Origin of the sequence: Streptomyces sp. HUAS CB01 (assembly GCF_030406905.1) — a bacterium.
GTDB classification, from domain to species: domain Bacteria; phylum Actinomycetota; class Actinomycetes; order Streptomycetales; family Streptomycetaceae; genus Streptomyces; species Streptomyces chengbuensis.
On the sequence record NZ_CP129137.1, the window covers coordinates 4,580,730 to 4,600,223 of the forward strand.

Sequence of the window (19,494 nt, forward strand, 5' to 3'; positions counted from 1 at the left end):
GGCTCCGGCGCCCGACCGGCGTGGTGGCCCGGCGCTCCCCCTCAGCCCGCCGTCCTCGGGATCCGCTTCTGCCAGGTGCGGTGGAACACCACCTCCCGGCCGTGCCGGCACACCACCTCGTCGGTCGTGATGAAGTGCTCCGCGTCGCAGCCGATCTCGGAGCGGGTCTCGACCGTGGTGTCCCAGCCCTGCTCCGGGCGGTGGAGTCGGATCGTCCACGCGGACCGGGCCGTCGCGGACAGCGGGTCCCGCTCCTGGATCGCGTACGACTCCGTGCTCCGCTCGGTGTGTTCGAGGCCGTCCGGATGGACGCGGGTGCCGGCGTCGTCGGAGAGCTCCAGCCGCCATTCGCCCTTGGCGACGTCACGGACGACCAGCCGTGCGGGACGCGGCGGGTCGAGTGTGACGGGGGTGACGACGCCGAGCGGTGCGGCGTGCTCCGGCTCCTCGAAGGCGACCGTCCCGGGTGCCCCCGGACCCTCGGGCGCGGAGCGTACGGGAAGTTCGAGGAGGGAGCCGTCCGGGTCGAGGGTGAAGCCCGCGGAGTCCGCCCGCGGCCAGATCCAGGGCCAGTAGGCGGAGGACACGGCCAGTCGGATGCGGTGGCCGGGGGCGAAGGCATGGCCGGCGGCGCCGAGCTCGAACGAGACGTCCTCGGTGGCGCCGGCCGGCCAGTCGTCCGCGCGGTCCCGCCCGGCCCGGCAGGAGAGGTCGAGCGCGCCCCGCGTGACGAGTGTCGACGAGCCGTCGGGCGCCACGTCGCACAGCCGGGCGACGGCCTGCCCGTGGCCCGCGTCGAGGCGGAGCCGCAGGGTCACGCGCGGCCGTCCCAGGATCTCCGTCCGCTCCGCGACCGGAAACTCGAAGCTCGCGGACTTCGCGTCCTCGTCCCGCTGGTCGGGCGGCAGATCGGCGTCCTCGCCGAAGGGGACGAAGCTCCCGGCGTCGAGCCCGGTGTGCTGCGGCGAGTCGACGACCAGCGGCGGACCCTGGAGCGCGTACGCCACCGGGGTGATCCGCTGGGACGGCCACGCGGGCTCGCCGTCCCAGCGGCCGGGTAGTTCGTCGTACGCCGTGGCGGGCGGGTGGGACTCGGTGATCCAGAAGCGGAGCAGCGGTTCCGCCATCACACCGGTGGCCGTGCCGGGCGCGTCCCGCCGCTCCGCGCCATCGCCGTGCCCTGCCCGTTCCGGGGCGTCGTCCCGCAGCCAGTGGTCCCACCAGCGGAGCGTCTCCTGGAGGAAGCCGATCGCCGGACCGGGCCGCAGCCCCTGGTCCGGGTACTCGTGGGGCCAGGGCCCGATGATCCCCCGGGTCCGGGTCGGGTCCAGCGCCCCGACCAGCCGCAGGACGGTGTCCCGGCAGGGGTCCTGCCAGCCGCCGACGGCCAGCACCGCGGCCCGGATCGCGCCGTAGTCCTGGCACACGCTGCCGTGCTCCCAGTACGCGTCCCTGGTGAGGTGGGCCAGCCAGGTGTGGTGGAGGGGTTCGAGCGCGTCCAGCCGGACCTGCCACAGCCGTTCCCAGTCGTCACCGGTGTGGAGCGGGTCGGGCGGCCGGGCGCTGAAGGCCAGCAGCGTGGCGGCCCGGGAAGCGGTCCCGGCGGCCGCCACCGCGCCGCCGACGCGGTGCACGTCGTTGTCGTACCGGTCGTCGGTGGAGCAGACCGTGACGACGGCCTTCAGCGGCTCCGGTGCGAGCGCCGCGGTCTGCAGGGCGCTGGTGCCGCCCCAGGAGACGCCGAACATGCCCACGCGGCCCGTGCACCACGGCTGCCGGGCGAGCCATTCGACGACGGCGGCCCCGTCCGCCTGCGCGGCCGCCGTGTACTCGTCGCCGGGCACGCCCTCGCTGTTGCCGTGGCCGCGGACGTCGACACGTACGGAGGCGTAGCCGTGTCCCGCGTACCAGGGGTGGCGCTGCTGGTCCGAGGCCGCGGTCCCGTCGCTCAGCCGGTAGGGCAGGTATTCGAGCAGGGCCGGGACGGGCTCCTCGGTGACCGGCCGCCAGACGCGCCCGTACAGCAGGGTCGTGCCGCCGGAGACGCCGGGCACGGGGATGCGGATGTCGTCCCGGCGGGTCGCGTACGGGTACTCGGTGCGGATCTTCACGACGCCGGCCCGGGCACGCTCCGCCGGGAGTCCGTCCCCGCCCGGCGGAACCGGGCGCTGCGGCCTTCCGCGGGCCGGTGTGCACCCGTCCCGACGTGCACGATCGAGATTTCTGACAAAGCTCTCACATCCCGTCGTATGAGCTGATCACGAACATACCGGGGGAGGCGGGAAGGCGCCCATGGTGATCGAAAGGCGACCGGATACGCTGACTTGAGTGGTGACAGCGACACATCGACAATCCGTGTGATCGTCAGCAGACAGGAGTACCTCTCGTGACCGTCGTCGGGCCGTTCGGGCTGAGCGTGCGGGACCAGGCTCTTGAGGCCGATGTCCAGACCGGATTGGCGGCCGTCGAGTCGGGGCTGCTCGATGCCACCAAGAGCGAGGTGCCCTTCATCACAGAGGCCGCGCAGCACCTCGTGCGGGCCGGCGGGAAGCGGTTCCGGCCGCTCCTGGTGATGCTGGCGGCCCAGTTCGGCGACCCCGACGCCCCGGGCATCGTGCCCTCGGCCGTCGTCGTCGAGCTGACCCACCTGGCGACGCTGTACCACGACGACGTGATGGACGAGGCCGAGGTGCGCCGCGGGGTGCCCAGCGCCAACGCCCGCTGGGGGAACTCCCTCGCCGTCCTCACCGGCGACTTCCTCTTCGCCCGCGCCTCGCACATCCTGGCCGACCTCGGCCCCGAGGCCGTCCGCATCCAGGCCGAGGCCTTCGAACGCCTCGTGACCGGCCAGATCCTGGAGACGGCGGGCCCGCGCGACGGCCGCGACCCGGTCGAGCACTACCTGGACGTCCTCCGGGGCAAGACGGGGTCGCTGGTCGCCGTCTCCTGCCGCTTCGGCGCGATGATGTCGGGCGCGGACGAGCGGATCACCGACGTCCTCACCCAGTACGGCGAGCGCCTCGGCGTCGCCTTCCAGCTCGCCGACGACGTCCTCGACATCGCGTCCGACTCCCACGAGTCGGGCAAGACCCCCGGCACCGATCTGCGCGAGGGCATCGCGACCCTCCCGGTGCTCCGGCTGCAGGAGCAGGCGGCCGCGCACGGCCGGCCGGAGGACCTCGAGCTGGTCGAGCTGCTCGCCGGTGATCTGACGGACGACGCCCGGCACGCCGAGGCGCTGGCCAGGCTGCGGGTCCACGCCGCTCTGGAGCAGGCCAGACGGGACACCGTGCGCTACGCGCAGGAGGCCCGCGCGATGCTGGCGGCGCTCCCCGAGTGCACCGCCAGGGCCGCGCTCGAGGAGCTGTGCGACGCGGTGGTCCACCGCGCCGGCTGACGCCCCGCCTCCCCCGACCCCTACTGGACGGGTGACGGAACCGGCCCCCGGGTCATACCGCAGCAGTAGGCGGAGTTGATCCCGGGGGCTGACGCGTGTGACGGCCCGATTTGGTCAGATGGAGACAACCACTCCTCACCGAACGGACCGATACGGGTGAGAATGGCGGCGCGGGGTGGACTCGTGCACTGGACGGACGACGCCGCCGATCACGGAGGTAGGGCACACCATGGCACCGAACGACACCGCACGGACCACCGATGAGGCCGGGGAGGGCAGCGTCGTCCGCCGCAAGGCGGCGCGTTACGCGGTCCCGGTCGCGGTGGCGGGGGTTGCCGCGGCGACCATCGGGCTCGTCCCGGCGCTCGCCGCGTCCGGCGACCCCGATCTGCCGGACATCACGGCACAGGAACTCATCGCGAAGATCGCGGCGTCGGACACCGAACAGCTGTCCGGCACGGTCAAGATCAGCACCGATCTGGGGCTCCCGTCGCTCGGCGGGCTGGCCGGGGACGCCGCCGGAGGCTTCGCCCCCGGGGGCGGCGAGGGCGGCTCGTCCGCCTCGCCCGACGCCAAGCTGATGGAGCTGGCGTCCGGCACGCACACGCTGCGGATCGCGGCCGACGGCCCCGACCGGCAGAAGCTGTCGATCCTGGGCGACGCCGCGGAGTACAGCGTCATCCACAACGGCGCCGACGTCTGGGCGTACGACAGCAAGTCCAACGAGGTCTTCCACGGCAAGGACGCCGAGGCGGGTGCCGAGCGGGAGCACCCGGCCCCGAAGGAGCTGCCCACCACCCCGAAGGCCCTCGCGGACGAGGTGCTGAAGGCCGCCGGCGAGACCACTTCGGTGACCGTCGACGGCACGGCCCGGATCGCCGGCCGCGACGCCTACCAGCTGCTCGTGAAGCCCAGGCAGAGCGGCTCCACCGTCGACTCCGTCAGGATCGCGGTGGACGCGGAGAACGGCGTACCGCTGAAGTTCACCCTGCTGCCCAGCGGCGGCGGCAAGGCCGTCGTCGACGCCGGCTTCACCAAGGTCGACTTCTCCCGGCCCGCCGCGTCGACGTTCGACTTCAGCCCGCCGAAGGGCGCGAAGGTCACCGAGGCGGACGAGCTCAACAGCCGGGACAAGGGAGAGCCCAAGCACGCGGAGGGCCTGAAGGGCCTCGAGGGCCTCGGACTGGACGGCATGGCCGGCCAGGAGGGCCGGGGGGTGAACGTCATCGGCGAGGGCTGGACCGCCATCGCCGAGATCACCGCACCCGCCGGCAAGGGCGCCACCGCGCCGAAGCCGGGCGACGCACCGCCGGAGGCCCAGAAGTTCCTGGACGCCCTCGGCGAACCGGTCAAGGGTGACTTCGGCACCGGCACGGTCTTCAAGACCCGCCTGGTCAACGCCCTGATGACGGACGACGGCAAGGTGTACGTCGGCGCGGTCACGCAGGACGCCCTCGTCAAGGCCGCGAACGCGGCGAAGTAGAACGGCCGGGTGCGGGGCGTTCCACGGGCGTCCCGCACCCTGTGCGTGCCCGGCCCGCGCAGTGGCCGGCGGCTCACGAAGGGGGACGGATGACCGGCGTCGCCGTCATCGAGACGCGCGGGCTCACCAAGCGGTACCGGAGCGGGCCGCCCGCCGTCGACCGGCTCGACCTCGACGTGCCCGCCGGGAGCGTCTTCGGTTTCCTCGGGCCGAACGGGTCGGGCAAGACCACCACCATCCGGCTGCTGCTCGGGCTGGTCGCGCCGAGCGCGGGCACCGTGACCGTCCTCGGCGCGCCGATGCCCCGCGCCGCCCGGACCGTACTGCCCGGGGTGGGCGCGCTGATCGAGGGCCCGGCGCTCTACGGGCACCTGAGCGGCCGGGACAACCTCGTGCGCTACGACTCGGCGGACCCGTCCGCCGATCCCCGCACCCGCCGGGCCCGGGTCGCGGCGGCGCTCGACCGCGTCGGGCTCTCCGCGGCCGCCTCGCGCAGGGCCAGGACGTACTCGCTCGGCATGAAGCAGCGTCTGGGGCTCGCCGCCGCCCTGCTCCAGCCGCGCAGCCTGCTCGTCCTGGACGAGCCCACGAACGGTCTCGACCCGCAGGGCATGCGGGAGATCCGGGCCCTCGTCAGGGAACTCGCGGCGGACGGCACCACCGTGTTCCTCTCCTCGCATCTCCTCGACGAGATCGAGCAGGTCTGCACCCACGCCGCGGTGATGAACCGCGGCACCCTGATCGCGCAGGGCTCCGTCGCCGAACTCGCCGCGCACACCCGCGGGCGGCTGTCCGTCACCGGACCCGACCCCGCGGACGCCGTACGCGTACTGAAGGAGCTGGGCGTCACCGGTCTGACCGTGGCCGGGGACCGGGTGACCGGCGACCCGCCCGCAGGCACCGAACCTTCCGACATCAACGCGTCCCTGGTGCGGGCCGGAGTACGGGTACGCGCCTTCGGTCCGGAACGGGCCTCCCTGGAGGACGCGTTCGTGGCCTTGACGGGGGAGGGTTTCGATGTCGCGGGCTGAGCCACCCGCCGGGGCGGCGGACGGCACGGGCGCCGGACGGGACGCCGGTGCGCCGGGCGCCGTCGGGCGGGAAGGGACGGCAACGGCGGGTACGCCGGACGCCGTCGCGCCCGAAGGGACCGCAGCGCCGGGCGACGCCGTCGCGCGGGCCGGGCGGCCGCGGTGGGCCCTGGGCCTCTTCCGCTCCGAACTGGTCACGACATTCCGCCGCTGGCGCACCCTCGCACTGCTGGGCGTCCTCGCCGCCGTGCCCGTGCTGATCGGCGTCGCCATCAGGATCGAGACCGCCGACGGCGGCACCGTCGGCGACGGCGGCGGTCAAGGACCCGCGTTCTTCACCCAGATCACCAACAACGGGCTCTTCCTCGTCTTCGCCGCGCTCGCCGCCACCCTGCCGGTGTTCCTGCCCATGGCGGTCGGTGTCGTGGCGGGGGACGCGATCGCCGGCGAGGCGAACAGCGGAACGCTGCGCTATCTGCTCGTGGCCCCCGCGGGCCGGACCAGGCTGCTGCTCGCCAAGTACACGGCCGCGCTGGCCTTCTGCCTCGCCGCGACGCTCGCCGTGGCCGTCTCGGCACTCGCGGCCGGAGCCGTGCTCTTCCCCCTCGGGGACGTCACCACCATCTCCGGGACCCGGATCTCCTTCGGGGAGGGGCTGCTCCGGGCGCTGCTGATCGCCGTGCTGGTCGCCGCGTCGTTCACCGGGCTCGCGGCGCTCGGCCTGTTCGTCTCCACGCTCACCGGAAGCGGTGTCGCGGCGATGGCGACGACCGTCGGGCTGGTCGTCACCGCTCAGATCCTGAACACCATCCCCCAGCTGGACGCGCTGCACCCCTACCTGTTCCCGCACTACTGGCTGTCGTTCGCGGACGTGCTGCGCGAACCGGTCCTCTGGGACGACGTCCTGCGCAACCTCGGTCTCCAGGGCGCGTACACGGCGGTGTTCGGCTCGGCGGCGTGGGCGCGGTTCACCACGAAGGACATCACCGCCTGAGCCGCGGCACGGCCGAGCGTGTCCGGCCCCGGGAACGACCGCATGCGCACACGGTGCCCGCGCGCGCATGCGGCCTGTGGGGGGTGGGTCCGGAGCCGCCGGCTCAGAAGGTGAGCCGCCAGCTGTCGATGTATCCGGTGTCCTGCGAGGCCACGTCCTGCACCCTGAGCTTCCAGGTGCCGTTCGCGGTCTCACTGGAGGCGTTCACGGTGTACGTCGTGATCACGTTGTCGGCGGAGTCGCTGCCGCTGGAGTTCTTCAGTCGGTACGCGGTGCCGTCGGGCGCCAGCAGGTCGACGACGAGGTCACCCCGCCAGGTGTGCTTGATGTCCACGCCCACCTTGAGGGTGGCCGGTGCGTTGCCCGTGCGGCCGGACACGGTGACGGAGGAGGTCACCGCGGCGCCGTTGTCCGGGATGGCGACGTCCCCGGTGGTCTCGTAGACCTCGCCGGGCGGGACGGTGGATCCGGCGGAGAGCGTCCAGACGGCGTGGGCGATGGCGTCGCTGTTGCGGTCGAGCGCCGTGTCGTTGATGTTCGACGTGGTGTCGCAGGACGAGTGGTAGCAGCGGTCGAAGGCCTGGCCGGCCGTCCCGCCCCACTTCTGGGCCTGCGCGCTCGACTTGGTACGGCTGGCGCCGGTGAACAGGCCGCCCACCGCTATCCCGACGTTTTTGAACGAGGCGTGGTCCGAGCGGCCGTCGCCCTCGGTCTCGATCTCGGTCGGCACGCCGAGTCCGGCGTAGAAGTCCTTGAAGGTCTGCTCGATCGTCGGGTCGTCGTCGTAGACGAAGTAGCCCGGGTTCGGCGACCCGATCATGTCGAAGTTGAGATAGCCGGAGATCTTCGAACGCTCAGCGGCGGGCAGGTTGTTGACGTGGTACCGGGAGCCGACGAGCCCCAGCTCCTCGGCGCCCCACCAGGCGAAGCGCAGGTGCTTCGCGGGCTGCAACTGGGCCCGTGAGACGGCCAGGGCGGTCTCCAGCACACCGGCGGAGCCGGAACCGTTGTCGTTCATGCCCGGCCCGGAGCTCACGGAGTCGAGATGGGCGCCGGCCATCAGCACCTGGTTGGGGTCGCCGCCCGGCCAGTCGGCGATCAGGTTGTAGCCGGTGGCGCCCGAGGAGGTGAACTGCTGGACGGTGGTGGTGAAGCCGGCCGCGTCCAGCTTGGCCTTCACGTAGTCGATCGACGCCTTGTAGCCGGGGCGGCCGTGGGCGCGGTTGCCGCCGTTGGCGCCGGCGATGGACTGGAGCTCGGACAGATGGGCCTTGACGTTGGCCAGGGGTATGTCCGGCGCGGCGAGCGCCGCCGGGGAAGTGGCGGCGCTCGCCCGGGAGTCCGGCGCGGAGGCGGGTGGTCCGCCGGGGGCCGCGGTCGCCGGTACGGCCGCGGTGAGCAGCCCGGCGAGAGTCAGTGCCGCGACGGCGGCGGTACGTCTGTGCGCGGAGTGATTCATGTGGGGGCTCCGGTATTCCGTACGGGGACAGGACGGAACGTGCGAGACTCCCTGCGACGACGGCGTCGCAGGGTGCTGGAGCTGTGCGCGGTGCGGGTGTGCGGTGCGGCTGTGTGCTGAATGTTCAGTGAGATGGTGACGGACCGTCAAGGGCGGAAACCGGTCAGTCAGGTCCGATAAGCGGACATCTCGGAACGGTCAACTCCGCAACGCTTCTTGACCAGGCTCCGACTGCCGCCGCCCCGGCGGGGCACCATTCCCCCCATGTTTGCGTGCGGGTGCATGGACCTCGGCACGATGGCCTGGGTGCTGCTCGAGCTGGGCGTGTGGGGGTGGTGCTCCTCGTCGCGGGGGCACTTCTGGCGGTGTGTCCGACGCTGGGTGCCCTCCCGCTCCTGGTGCGCGCCGTCCAGCGCCGGCGGGGCGTCGTCGCGCCGGCCGTGGAACCGGTGTGGCTCCCGGACTTCCGCTGGGAGGGGGAGCGGCACGAGCCGTAGCGCCGGAGGGGAGGGGCCGCGGTGCCGTCCGCGGTCCTCGCGCCGCCCACGGGCCCGTCCGCCGTTCCGGGAGCGTCGTACCGTCCGCGGGTCCTCGTGCCGTTCCGGGGATGTTTGCCCGTTCCCGCCGGTGGCCCCGTCGCCGTCTCGTCCCCGTGCGCGACCGTCCCCGCCCGTGACCCCGGAGCACGGACCGAAGTTCCCGCCGGAGCCGCCTCGCCCGCCGCCCGCCTGCCGCCCGCCGCCCGCCTGCCGCCCGCCGCCCGCCGAGCGCGTCGCCTGCCTGCCGTACGCCGACTGGTGGACGACTAGTGGACGCAGAACTCATTGCCCTCCGGGTCCTGCATCACGCACCACTCGCCGCCCTGTTCCCTCACCCCGTCGCAGCACGCTCGCGCCGAGCCTTCGAGCCGGGTCACCTCCTCGTCGCGCCGGCCGGGGCCGGGATGAAGGTCGAGGTGGAGACGGTTCTTGGCCGTCTTGGTCTCCGGCACCCGCTGGAAGAGCAGCCGTCGCCCGAGCCCCCTGCCGGTCGCCCCCTCGTACGGGTCGTCCGGATGCCGGACGGCGGCCAGATCCCGCCATTGCGCGGCGGCCGTGCCACTCGGTGGTCAGGGCCTCGGGGACTATGCCCTGCTCCAGCAGACCCTCGACGGGTGCGCGGCCCGGTTGCCGCCGCGCCCTGCGTCCGCCGTCGGGCCGTGCGCCCCCGGCCTCCGTGGGGCGGTGCGTCCTCCGCCCATGGCCGGTCTGCGGCCCGTGCCCGCCGTCGGGCCGTGCGCCCATCGCCCATCGCCCGTCGTCAGGCGGCGGGCTCCGGACGCCGCGCGGTGGACGACCCCGGGACCGCCGGTGCCTCGGGTGCCGTGCCCGCGGCGGCGGCCGCGCGGGCCTCGGCCGCGAGACGTGCCGCCTCCGCCCGGGTGCGCCGTGCGTAACGGAGCGCGTCCCAGGTGAGGATCGTCAGCGCCAGCCACACCAGCGAGAACCCGGCCCACCGCTCGGCGGGCATGGCCTCGTGGAAGTACAGGACGCCCAGCAGGAACTGGAACATCGGCGCCAGGTACTGCAGCAGCCCCAGCGTCGACAGCGGCACCCGGATCGCGGCCGCGCCGAAGCAGATCAGCGGTACGGCGGTGACGATCCCGGTGGCGGCGAGCAGCGCGGCGTGCCCGGCGCCGTGCGCGCCGAAGTCGGCGGCGCCCCGGGAGCCCAGCCAGAGCAGATAGCCGAGGGCCGGCAGGAACTGGACCGCCGTCTCGGCCGCCAGCGACTCGAGACCGCCGATGTTGGTCTTCTTCTTCAACAGCCCGTAGACGGCGAACGAGAAGGCCAGGACCAGCGAGATCCACGGCGGCCGGCCGTACCCGACCGTGAGCACCAGCACCGCGCCGAGGCCGATGCCGACGGCCGCCCACTGCGCGGGCCGCAGCCGCTCCTTGAGCAGCAGCACTCCCATCGCGATGGTGACCAGGGGGTTGATGAAGTAGCCCAGTGAGGCCTCCACCACCTGGCCGGCGTTGACGGCCCAGATGTAGACACCCCAGTTCACCGTGATCACGGTGGCGGCGAGGGTGATCAGGCCGAGCTTGCGCGGGTCGCGCAGCAGGGGGCGCAGCCATCCCCAACGGCGCAGCACCAGCAGGGCGATGCCGACGACCGCCAGCGACCAGACCATGCGATGGGCCAGGATCTCGACGGCGCTCGCCGGCTTCAGCAGCGGCCAGAAGAGCGGGACGAGGCCCCACATCCCGTAGGCACCCATCCCGTAGAGCAGGCCCATGCGCTGCTCGTTGTCCGCCTTCACTGGCCCTCCTGCCGCCCTGCCCCGCGTTGTCCTGGTCGAAGGTAGCGCCGAGCAGGGCGGACTGTCATGTCCGTATTGCTATACGGTCATGACGACCCGGTCAGCGGTGCGCGAGGGCGGCCGCGACGGTCTCCGCGAGCGGGGTGGTCGGCCGGCCGATGAGGCGGGCCAGATCCCCGTCGCCGCGGGCCAGCAGGCCGCGCTCGATCGCGCGGTCCACGTCGACGAGGATCGCGGCGAAGGGGGCGGGGACGCCGGCGCCGGTCAGGATCTCCAGGTGCGTCTCGGCGGGGACGTTCCGGTGGACGATGTCCTTGCCCGAGTGCTTCGCGACCTCGGCCGCGTACTCGGCCAGGGACCAGGCCGTGTCGCCGCTGAGCTCGTAGGCCCGGCCGAGATGGCCGTCCCCGGTGAGGACGGCGGCCGCTGCGGCGGCGTAGTCGGCGCGGGAGGCGGAGGCGATCCGGCCCTCACCCGCGCTGGCGACGACCGCGCCGTGCTCCAGGACCGGGCCGAGCTGCTCCGTGTAGTTCTCGGTGTACCAGCCGTTGCGCAGGAAGGTGTGGGGCAGGCCGGAGTCGAGGATCGCCCGCTCGGTCGCCTTGTGCTCCTCGGCGAGCTCGAAGTCCGCCTCGGGGCCGCCGAGGACGCCCGTGTACGCGAGCTGCGCGACACCCGCGGCCCGGGCGGCGGCGATGACGGCCGTGTGCTGCGGGACCCGCCGTCCCACCTCGTTCCCGGAGACCAGCAGGACCCGGTCGCCGGCGCGGAAGACGCCGGTGAGCGTCGCGGGGTCGTCGTAGTCGGCGAGGCGCAGCTCGACCCCACGTGCCGCGAGGTCCGCGGCCTTTTCCTTGTCGCGTACCACCGCGGCGATGCCGGCGGCGGGCACACCCGTCTCGAGGAGGCGCTCGACGACGAGGCGGCCGAGACGTCCGGTGGCTCCGGTGACGACGATGCTCATGAGGGTTCTCCGTTCCCTGGGGGCTTCGGCATCGACGCTACGGTGAGCGCTAACCATTCGAAAGTACCCACTTTGAAGTAAGGTACTGGTATGAGCGTGAGCCCGCAGGTCGTCGGCAGCCCCGTGCGGAGGCCCGATGTGAACGAGAAGCTGTGCCCGTCCCGGGTGGTCCTGGAGCACGTCACCAGCCGGTGGGGCGTCCTGGTGCTGGCCGCGTTGCTGGAGCGCTCGTACCGCTTCAGCGAACTGCGCCGAGCCATCGGCGGGGTGAGCGAGAAGATGCTGGCGCAGACCCTGCAGACCCTGGAGCGCGACGGCTTCGTGCACCGCGACGCCAAGCCCGTCATCCCGCCGCGGGTCGACTACTCCCTCACGGACCTCGGCCGCGAGGCCGGCGAGCAGGTGTGGGCGCTCGCGCGGTGGACCGAGCGACGGCTCGACGACGTGGAGCGGGCACGCGCCGAGTACGACGGGGCCCGGACCTCCTGAGCGGAGGTCCGGGCCCGTGTCCGGAAGCGGGGCCGTGCGTCAGCCGACGACCGTCCAGGTGTCGTTGCCCGCGAGCAGGGCACCCAGGTCACCCTTGCCGTTCTGCTCGATCGCGGCATCGAGCTGATCGGCCATCAGCGTGTCGTACACCGGGCGCTCGACGCTGCGGAACACCCCGATGGGCGTCTGGTGCAGGGTGTCCGGATCGGCCAGCCGGGACAGCGCGAACGCGGTCGTCGGGCTGGCGCTGCGGGCGTCGTGGACGAGGATCTGCGACTCGTTCTCCGCGGTGACCGAGACGACCTTGAGGTCACCGGTGGCGGGGTCCCGCACCACGCCCTTGGAACCGCCGCCGCCGAAGCGGATCGGCTGCCCGTGCTCCAGCCGGATGACGGCCTCCTCGGCCTGCTCCTTGTCCTTGAGGGCCTCGAAGGCGCCGTCGTTGAAGATGTTGCAGTTCTGGTAGATCTCCACCAGCGCCGTGCCCGGGTGGTCCGCCGCGGCGCGCAGTACCTCGGTGAGGTGCTTGCGGTCGGAGTCGATCGTGCGGGCGACGAACGACGCCTCGGCGCCGATCGCCAGCGAGACCGGGTTGAACGGCGCGTCCAGCGAGCCCATCGGCGTCGACTTGGTGATCTTGCCGAGCTCGGAGGTGGGCGAGTACTGGCCCTTCGTCAGACCGTAGATCCGGTTGTTGAACAGCAGGATCTTCAGGTTCACGTTGCGCCGCAGGGCGTGGATGAGGTGGTTGCCGCCGATGGAAAGGGCGTCGCCGTCACCCGTGACGACCCACACGCTGAGGTCGCGGCGGGAGGAGGCGAGCCCGGTCGCGATCGCCGGGGCGCGGCCGTGGATCGAGTGCATCCCGTAGGTGTTCATGTAGTACGGGAAGCGGGAGGAGCAGCCGATGCCGGAGACGAAGACGATGTTCTCCTTCGCCAGGCCCAGCTCGGGCATGAAGCCCTGAACGGCGGCGAGGATCGCGTAGTCACCGCAGCCCGGACACCAGCGGACCTCCTGGTCCGACTTGAATTCCTTCATGGACTGCTTGGCTTCGGCCTTGGGAACCAGGGACAGCAGTGTGGACGCTGTCTCAGTCATCGAGGGCCTCCTTGAGAGCCGCCGCAAGCTGCTCGGCCTTGAACGGCATTCCGTTGACCTGGTTGTACGAGTGCGCATCGACCAGGAACCTCGCCCGGATCAGGGTGGCGAGCTGGCCGAGGTTCATCTCCGGCACCACTACCTTGTCGTAACGTCCGAGAACCTCCCCGAGATTCCTCGGGAACGGGTTGAGGTGCCGCAGATGGGCCTGTGCGACGGCCCCGCCCTCCCGGCGGATGCGGCGCACCGCCGCGGTGATCGGCCCGTACGTGGAACCCCAGCCGAGGACCAGTGCCCTCGCGCCGTCCGGGTCGTCGACCTCCAGGTCCGCGACCTCGATGCCGTCGATCTTGGCCTGCCGGGTGCGGACCATGAGGTCGTGGTTCGCCGGGTCGTAGGAGATGTTCCCGCTGCCGTCCTGCTTCTCGATGCCGCCGATCCGGTGCTCCAGACCCGGCGTGCCGGGCACGGCCCACGGACGGGCCAGCGTCTGCGGGTCCCGCTTGTAGGGCCAGAACACCTCGGTGCCGTCGTCGAGCGTGTGGTTCGGGCCCGTGGCGAACTGGGTCCGCAGGTCCGGCAGCTCGTCGAGGTCCGGGATCCGCCACGGCTCGGAGCCGTTGGCGAGGTACCCGTCGGACAGCAGGAGCACCGGGGTGCGGTACGTCAGCGCGATGCGGGCGGCGTCCAGTGCCGCGTCGAAGCAGTCCGCCGGGGTGCGGGGGGCGACGACCGGCACCGGAGCCTCGCCGTTGCGGCCGTACATCGCCTGCAGCAGGTCGGCCTGCTCGGTCTTGGTCGGCAGACCGGTCGAGGGCCCGCCGCGCTGGATGTCGACGACCAGCAGCGGCAGCTCCAGCGAGACCGCCAGGCCGATGGTCTCCGACTTCAGCGCCACACCGGGACCGGACGTGGTCGTCACGGCGAGCGAGCCGCCGAACGCGGCACCGAGCGCCGCGCCGATGCCGGCGATCTCGTCCTCGGCCTGGAAGGTGCGCACGCCGAAGTTCTTGTGCCGGGACAGCTCGTGCAGGATGTCCGAGGCCGGGGTGATCGGGTACGAACCCAGGTACAGCGGCAGGTCGGCCTGCCGGGACGCGGCGATCAGCCCGTAGGACAGGGCCAGGTTCCCCGAGATGTTCCGGTACGTACCGGTCGGGAACGCGGTGTCGGCGGGGGCGACCTCGTAGGAGACGGCGAAGTCCTCGGTCGTCTCCCCGAAGTTCCAGCCGGCCCGGAACGCCGCCACGTTCGCCTCGGCGATCTCCGGCTTCTTGGCGAACTTGGCTCTCAGGAACTTCTCGGTGCCCTCGGTCGGCCGGTGGTACATCCACGACAGCAGGCCCAGCGCGAACATGTTCTTCGAGCGCTCGGCCTCCTTGCGGGAGAGACCGAACTCCTTGAGCGCCTCGATCGTGAGCGTGGTCAGGGGGACGGGATGCACGCTGTAGCCGTCCAGCGAGCCGTCCTCCAGCGGGGAGGTCTCGTAGCCGACCTTGGCCATGGCGCGCTTGGCGAATTCGTCGGTGTTGACGATGATCTCGCCGCCGCGCGGCACGTCGTCGATGTTGGCCTTCAGTGCGGCCGGGTTCATCGCGACCAGCACATGGGGGGCGTCACCGGGCGTGAGGATGTCGTGGTCGGCGAAATGCACCTGGAAGCTGGATACGCCCGGAAGGGTGCCGGCAGGCGCCCGGATCTCGGCCGGGAAGTTGGGCAGGGTCGACAGGTCGTTCCCGTACGACGCCGTCTCCGAAGTGAAACGGTCACCCGTCAGTTGCATACCGTCACCGGAATCACCCGCGAAGCGAATGATCACCCGGTCCAGTTGACGTACTTCCTTCTCGCCGGGAGGCCGTCGCTGCCCCCCCACGAGGGCCTCCCCGGTCTCGTCTGCCTCGTCCGCGTGTTCTGCTGGGCTGCTGACCTGGCTGGTCACTGAACTGGACCTCCCTCGAGGCGGCTGGGCTGCGGCCGGCGCACCGGTCGCTCCAAGGTCAACCCTACGTCCGTGAGCATCGCCTTCCCTGGACCGCTCACATGTCGGACGTCGATCTGAGATACCGCCGTGTCCTGGTTTGCCATGTTCCGTTCGCCCCCCGGTTCGTTCGGTAAGACGCTCCCCCGCGATCGATCGTTGTTACCTGACAGAGTGTCAGGTATTCAGGATTCCAGATAGGTGAGCACGGCCAGTACACGCCGATGGTCACCGTCACTGGGTGACAGTCCGAGCTTCAGGAAGATGTTGCTCACGTGCTTCTCCACGGCCCCGTCGCTCACCACGAGCTGCCGCGCGATCGCCGAGTTCGTCCGGCCTTCCGCCATCAGGCCCAGCACCTCGCGCTCCCGGGGCGTGAGCCCGGCCAGCACGTCCTGCTTCCGGCTCCGGCCCAGGAGCTGAGCCACGACCTCCGGGTCCAGCGCCGTCCCGCCGCCGGCCACCCGGACGACCGCGTCCACGAACTCCCTGACCTCGGCGACACGGTCCTTCAGCAGGTAGCCGACACCGCGGGTGTTCCCCGCGAGCAGCTCCGTGGCGTAACGCTCCTCCACGTACTGCGACAGCACCAGCACCCCCAGGCCCGGATGGTCCCTGCGCAGCCGGACGGCCGCGCGCACGCCCTCGTCCGTGTGCGTGGGGGGCATCCGCACGTCGGCGACGACGACGTCGGGGAGCTCGTCCTGCGCGGCCAGCTCCCCGACGGTCTTGATCAGCGCGTCGGCGTCCCCGACGCCCGCGACGACCTGGTGGCCGCGGTCGGTGAGCAGGCGGGTGAGGCCCTCGCGGAGCAGCACGGAGTCCTCGGCGATGACGACGCGGACGGCGGGCGCGTGGGGCGCCCCGTTCGCGGGCGGCGGCGCGGCCTGCGTCGCCTGTGCGTGGGTCTCGGGCTCCACGTGGTGCGTCCCCCTGTGGTCGTTGTGCGCGTGGTCGTCGTGCGCGGTCCCTCGGCCTGCGTCCGGCGGTCCGCGGCCGGTCGCCCCCAGCATCGCACCGTTCGCACGGCCGGGCGGGCGTTTCCCGTCCGCGGCGCCGCAGCTCGAGCGGGCGGGTGCCGGTCCTCGGGCGAGGGGCGGGGCCGGGGCGTGCGGTCGTACGGGAGCTCCGGCGCGGGGCGGGGTGCGTACGGGTCCGGTTCACCGGCCTGCCAGTCGCGGAGCCGGGGCGGGACGGGGCGAGGCGGGCGCGGGGCCGTGGCGTGTGTGCGGGCGCGGAGTGGGGCCGGGTGCGTGCTTCGGCACGGGGCGAGGGGCGTACGCACCGGCTGACGGGCCGGCCGGGGCGTCCCGGGCCCGGCCGGGCATCGTCCGCACGCTCGACGACCTGCGGGCCCGCGCGTGGCGTCCTGCGGACCGCCTCCGTGCGCGGAGCCCCGGGCCCGGCGCCTCCGTGAGCGGCGCCCGTCTCCCGCCGAGTGGCCGAGTGGTCGGCGTCCGTGCCCGGACCCGGTGGGCGCCCCGCGGGATGCGCGCCGCCGCCCGGCCGGCGGCGTCACGCGCGCCAGGGGAGCTCCGCCGTGACCACCGTCGGCCCGCCGGCGGGGGAGTCGACGACGAGCAGGCCGTCGACCGATCCCAGCCGCTCGGCCAGGCCCCCCAGACCGCTGCCCGCCGCGTCCGCCTCTCCGCGCCCGTCGTCGGTCACCTGGAGCATCAGCCGGTTCTCCGCGCGCCACACGTCGACGGAGGCCGTCCGGGCCCCGCTGTGCTTGCTGACGTTCTGCAGGAGTTCGGAGACGGTGAAGTAGGCGATGCCCTCGATGGCCGGCACGGGCCGGGCCGGCAGGTCCACCTCGACCCGGACCGGGACCGTGCAGCGGGAGGCGACGGAGGAGAGTGCGGCGTCGAGGCCGCGGTCGGTGAGGACGGCCGGGTGGATGCCGCGGGCCAGGTCGCGGAGCTCCTGGAGCGCCGTCTTCACCTCGCCGTGCGCCTCGTCCACCATGCGGGCCGCGGCCTCCGGATCCTCGGCCAGCTTCTCCTTGGCCAGACCCAGGTCCATGGCGAGGGCGACGAGCCGGGCCTGGGCGCCGTCGTGCAGGTCGCGTTCGATGCGCCTCAGGTCGGCGGCTGCCGTGTCCACGACGACACCACGGTCGGACTCCAGCTCCACGACCCGGCCCTCCAGCCGGGACGGGCCGAGCAGTCCGGCGACGAGCAGCCGGTCCACCGTGGCCAGCCCGCGGACGACCCAGGGCGTGGCCAGGGTGAACAGCAGTCCGATCAGGCTGGTCACGCCGAGCTCGAAGGGGGAGTCGAGGTAGACGTTGTGCGTGCCGTCGCCGTACAGCTGGAGCCCGTCGATCCCCGCGTGGACGGGGAAGACCCACTGCCACAGCGGATACGTGAGCAGACCCCAGCCGTAGCTCCAGAACACCAGCGAGACGGAGAACGCGAAGACCGCCCACGGCATGTGCACCAGCGCGTAGAGGAGGTGCCGCCAGGACACCCCGCTCTTCAGCACCGCGCCGACCCAGCCGAGCGCGCTGTCGCTCCGCGGCCGTACCGGCGCGGGATCGGCCACGTCGAGCCGCAGCAGCGCCCGCGCCCGGGCCCGCTCCACCGCGCCGAAGCCCCGGCACACGGCGAGCGCGCCGGCGAGGACCGGGATGCCGAGGAACGTGACCACCAGCCCGGCGCCGGCCGCGGTCAGGGACAGCGCCAGGGCGAAGAACACGACGCTGAGGGGCAGGCTCAGCAGGAGGTAGCCGAACTCGCGCCAGGTGCGGCCCTCGAACGGGGCCCGCAGCGCCGGGGGAAGGCTGTGGACCCGGGTCCCGGATCGGTGTGCCGTGGCCATCGTGTCGTCCGTTCTGCTCGTCCGGTCGGCGGTGGTGCGCCGCGGGTGCCGCGGTGCTCACGCCCAAGGCTCGCGGTGTCGCCCGGCCCGCACCATGTGGCCCTTCTCCGTGTCCTCCGGGGGTTTTCCCCACCCCGTCTCCGGGGGCGTGCCGGGCCGCCCCGTGAGCCGGGGATGTGAGGGCCCGCCCGGGTCAGCCGGACGACGTGCCGGACCGCCCCGGTCGGGTGCCGGCCCGTGCGGCCCCGGCGCCCCGCCGCGGGGTCCGGTCGCGCCACGGCAGTTCCGCAGTGACGACCGTGGGCCCGCCCGCCGGTGAGTCGACGACGAAGAGCCCGTCGACGGCCCCGAGCCGTTCCGCCAGTCCGGCCATCCCGGTGCCCCCGGACGGCGAGGCGCCACCGCGCCCGTCGTCCTGGACCTGGATCAGCAGCCGGTCCTCGCGCCGCCACACGTCGACGGAGGCCGTCCGGGCCCCGCTGTGCTTGCTGACGTTCTGGAGCAGCTCGGAGACGGTGAAGTAGGCGATGCCCTCGATCGCCTCGGCCGGCCGGGCCGCCATGTCCACCGTGACCTGCACGGGGACGGTGCAGCGGGAGGCGACGGAGGAGAGTGCGGCGTCGAGGCCGCGGTCGGTGAGGACGGCCGGGTGGATGCCGCGGGCCAGGTCGCGGAGCTCCTGCAGGGCCAGCTTCACCTCGCCGTGCGCCTCGTCGACCATGGCGGCGGCCGCGTCGGGGTCCTCCGGCAGCTTCTCCTTGGCGAGCCCGAGCCCCATGGCGAGGGCGACGAGCCGGGCCTGGGCGCCGTCGTGCAGATCGCGTTCGATGCGCCGCAGGTCGGCGGCTGCCGTGTCCACGACGACACCACGGTCCGACTCCAGCTCCGCGATGCGCCGCTCCAGCTCGTCGGACGGCGAGAGCAGCCCCCGCACCATCGCCCGGTCGACGTTCGCCAGCGCGCGCACGACGAAGGGGAGAACCGGCCAGAGCACGAACAGGCCCACCAGCGTGACGGTGAAGGACAGGACCGCCCACGGCAGCCTGATGAAGGCGTACAGCACGGTCCGCCAGCCGACCGGGTCCTTCAGCCCGTTCCACAGACTGGCGAGGAGCCCCGTCCCCGGACGGCGGGGCAGCCGGCTCGGCTCGTCCATCCGTACGTCGAGCAGTGCCCGGGCCCGGGCGCGCTCCCAGCGGCCGAGGAGGCGGGCGCCGGCCAGTCCGCCCGCGAGGAGCGGCAGCCCGACGACCGTCACCGAGAGCCCGGCGCCGACGGCGACCATGGTCACGGTGTAGACGAACCCGGCGACGGCCACCGGCAGGTCGGAGAGGAGGTGGGCGACCTCCTTCCAGGTGTGCCGGTCAAAGGCGAGGCGAGCCGGCGGCGGCCCGTCCTGCCCGGGCGCGGAGCCGTCGGGAGAACTGCTGGTCGGGGTCATGGGGGACAGCCTGCACGGTCGCATTCGCGC

General features: G+C 72.9%; 15 protein-coding genes and 1 pseudogene. 6 read left to right on the plus strand and 10 right to left on the minus strand.

Annotated elements, in window-relative coordinates; genetic code table 11:
• Positions 1-41 precede the first annotated feature (41 nt).
• Positions 42-2,111, minus strand: coding sequence for a CocE/NonD family hydrolase (locus tag QRN89_RS20335; protein WP_290350833.1), 2,070 nt, complete (start codon positions 2,109-2,111; stop codon positions 42-44).
• Between the two features lie 275 nt (positions 2,112-2,386).
• Between QRN89_RS20335 and QRN89_RS20340 the strand changes: the two genes are divergently transcribed.
• The 4 genes from QRN89_RS20340 to QRN89_RS20355 all read left to right on the plus strand — a co-directional run bounded on the left by QRN89_RS20340 (position 2,387) and on the right by QRN89_RS20355 (position 6,905).
• Positions 2,387-3,397, plus strand: a complete 1,011-nt coding sequence (locus QRN89_RS20340; RefSeq protein ID WP_290350834.1) for a polyprenyl synthetase family protein — start codon at positions 2,387-2,389, stop codon at positions 3,395-3,397.
• A gap of 229 nt (positions 3,398-3,626) precedes the next feature.
• Positions 3,627-4,880, plus strand: coding sequence for a LolA family protein (locus QRN89_RS20345; RefSeq protein ID WP_290350835.1), 1,254 nt, complete (start codon positions 3,627-3,629; stop codon positions 4,878-4,880).
• Positions 4,881-4,969: 89 nt separating this feature from the next.
• Positions 4,970-5,911: an ABC transporter ATP-binding protein gene (locus QRN89_RS20350; protein ID WP_290350836.1), complete on the plus strand. Its 942-nt coding sequence runs from the start codon at positions 4,970-4,972 to the stop codon at positions 5,909-5,911.
• Positions 5,898-6,905, plus strand: a complete 1,008-nt coding sequence (locus QRN89_RS20355; protein ID WP_290350837.1) for an ABC transporter permease — start codon at positions 5,898-5,900, stop codon at positions 6,903-6,905. The genes QRN89_RS20350 and QRN89_RS20355 overlap by 14 nt, the downstream gene beginning before the upstream one ends.
• A gap of 103 nt (positions 6,906-7,008) precedes the next feature.
• Here the strand turns inward: QRN89_RS20355 and QRN89_RS20360 are convergent, their stop codons facing one another.
• Positions 7,009-8,364, minus strand: a complete 1,356-nt coding sequence (locus QRN89_RS20360; protein WP_290350838.1) for a M28 family metallopeptidase — start codon at positions 8,362-8,364, stop codon at positions 7,009-7,011.
• Between the two features lie 326 nt (positions 8,365-8,690).
• Here QRN89_RS20360 and QRN89_RS20365 point away from each other — a divergent pair, with 326 nt between their 5' ends.
• A complete protein-coding gene (locus QRN89_RS20365; RefSeq protein WP_290350839.1) occupies positions 8,691-8,861 on the plus strand; it encodes a hypothetical protein in 171 nt (56 codons plus the stop codon).
• 308 nt (positions 8,862-9,169) lie between these two features.
• Here the strand turns inward: QRN89_RS20365 and QRN89_RS20370 are convergent.
• The 3 genes and pseudogenes from QRN89_RS20370 to QRN89_RS20380 form a co-directional block, all read right to left on the minus strand.
• A pseudogene (locus QRN89_RS20370) lies at positions 9,170-9,521 on the minus strand (VOC family protein); the annotation flags it as partial.
• Positions 9,522-9,663: 142 nt separating this feature from the next.
• Positions 9,664-10,668: an EamA family transporter RarD gene (gene rarD / locus QRN89_RS20375; RefSeq protein ID WP_290350840.1), complete on the minus strand. Its 1,005-nt coding sequence runs from the start codon at positions 10,666-10,668 to the stop codon at positions 9,664-9,666.
• A gap of 100 nt (positions 10,669-10,768) precedes the next feature.
• A complete protein-coding gene (locus QRN89_RS20380) occupies positions 10,769-11,632 on the minus strand; it encodes an NAD(P)H-binding protein (protein ID WP_290350841.1) in 864 nt (287 codons plus the stop codon).
• A gap of 90 nt (positions 11,633-11,722) precedes the next feature.
• On the opposite strand from QRN89_RS20380, the gene QRN89_RS20385 reads away from it, so the two are divergent.
• Positions 11,723-12,121, plus strand: coding sequence for a winged helix-turn-helix transcriptional regulator (locus QRN89_RS20385; protein WP_290350842.1), 399 nt, complete (start codon positions 11,723-11,725; stop codon positions 12,119-12,121).
• A 39-nt stretch (positions 12,122-12,160) separates the two neighbouring features.
• Here the strand turns inward: QRN89_RS20385 and QRN89_RS20390 are convergent, their stop codons facing one another.
• The 5 genes from QRN89_RS20390 to QRN89_RS20410 all read right to left on the minus strand — a co-directional run bounded on the left by QRN89_RS20390 (position 12,161) and on the right by QRN89_RS20410 (position 19,464).
• Positions 12,161-13,222, minus strand: coding sequence for a 2-oxoacid:ferredoxin oxidoreductase subunit beta (locus QRN89_RS20390; protein WP_290350843.1), 1,062 nt, complete (start codon positions 13,220-13,222; stop codon positions 12,161-12,163).
• Positions 13,215-15,161, minus strand: a complete 1,947-nt coding sequence (locus QRN89_RS20395) for a 2-oxoacid:acceptor oxidoreductase subunit alpha (RefSeq protein WP_290350844.1) — start codon at positions 15,159-15,161, stop codon at positions 13,215-13,217. Before QRN89_RS20395 ends, QRN89_RS20390 begins: the two co-directional genes overlap by 8 nt.
• Before the next feature lie 224 nt (positions 15,162-15,385).
• Positions 15,386-16,033 (minus strand): response regulator transcription factor, encoded by a 648-nt coding sequence (locus tag QRN89_RS20400; RefSeq protein ID WP_290353792.1) that lies wholly within the window; start codon positions 16,031-16,033, stop codon positions 15,386-15,388.
• A 682-nt stretch (positions 16,034-16,715) separates the two neighbouring features.
• Positions 16,716-18,023, minus strand: coding sequence for a sensor histidine kinase (locus QRN89_RS20405; protein WP_290350845.1), 1,308 nt, complete (start codon positions 18,021-18,023; stop codon positions 16,716-16,718).
• 193 nt (positions 18,024-18,216) lie between these two features.
• The gene (locus QRN89_RS20410) at positions 18,217-19,464 is read right to left on the minus strand and encodes a sensor histidine kinase (RefSeq protein WP_290350846.1); all 1,248 of its coding nucleotides are present in this window, start codon (positions 19,462-19,464) and stop codon (positions 18,217-18,219) included.
• Positions 19,465-19,494: the final 30 nt, after the last annotated feature.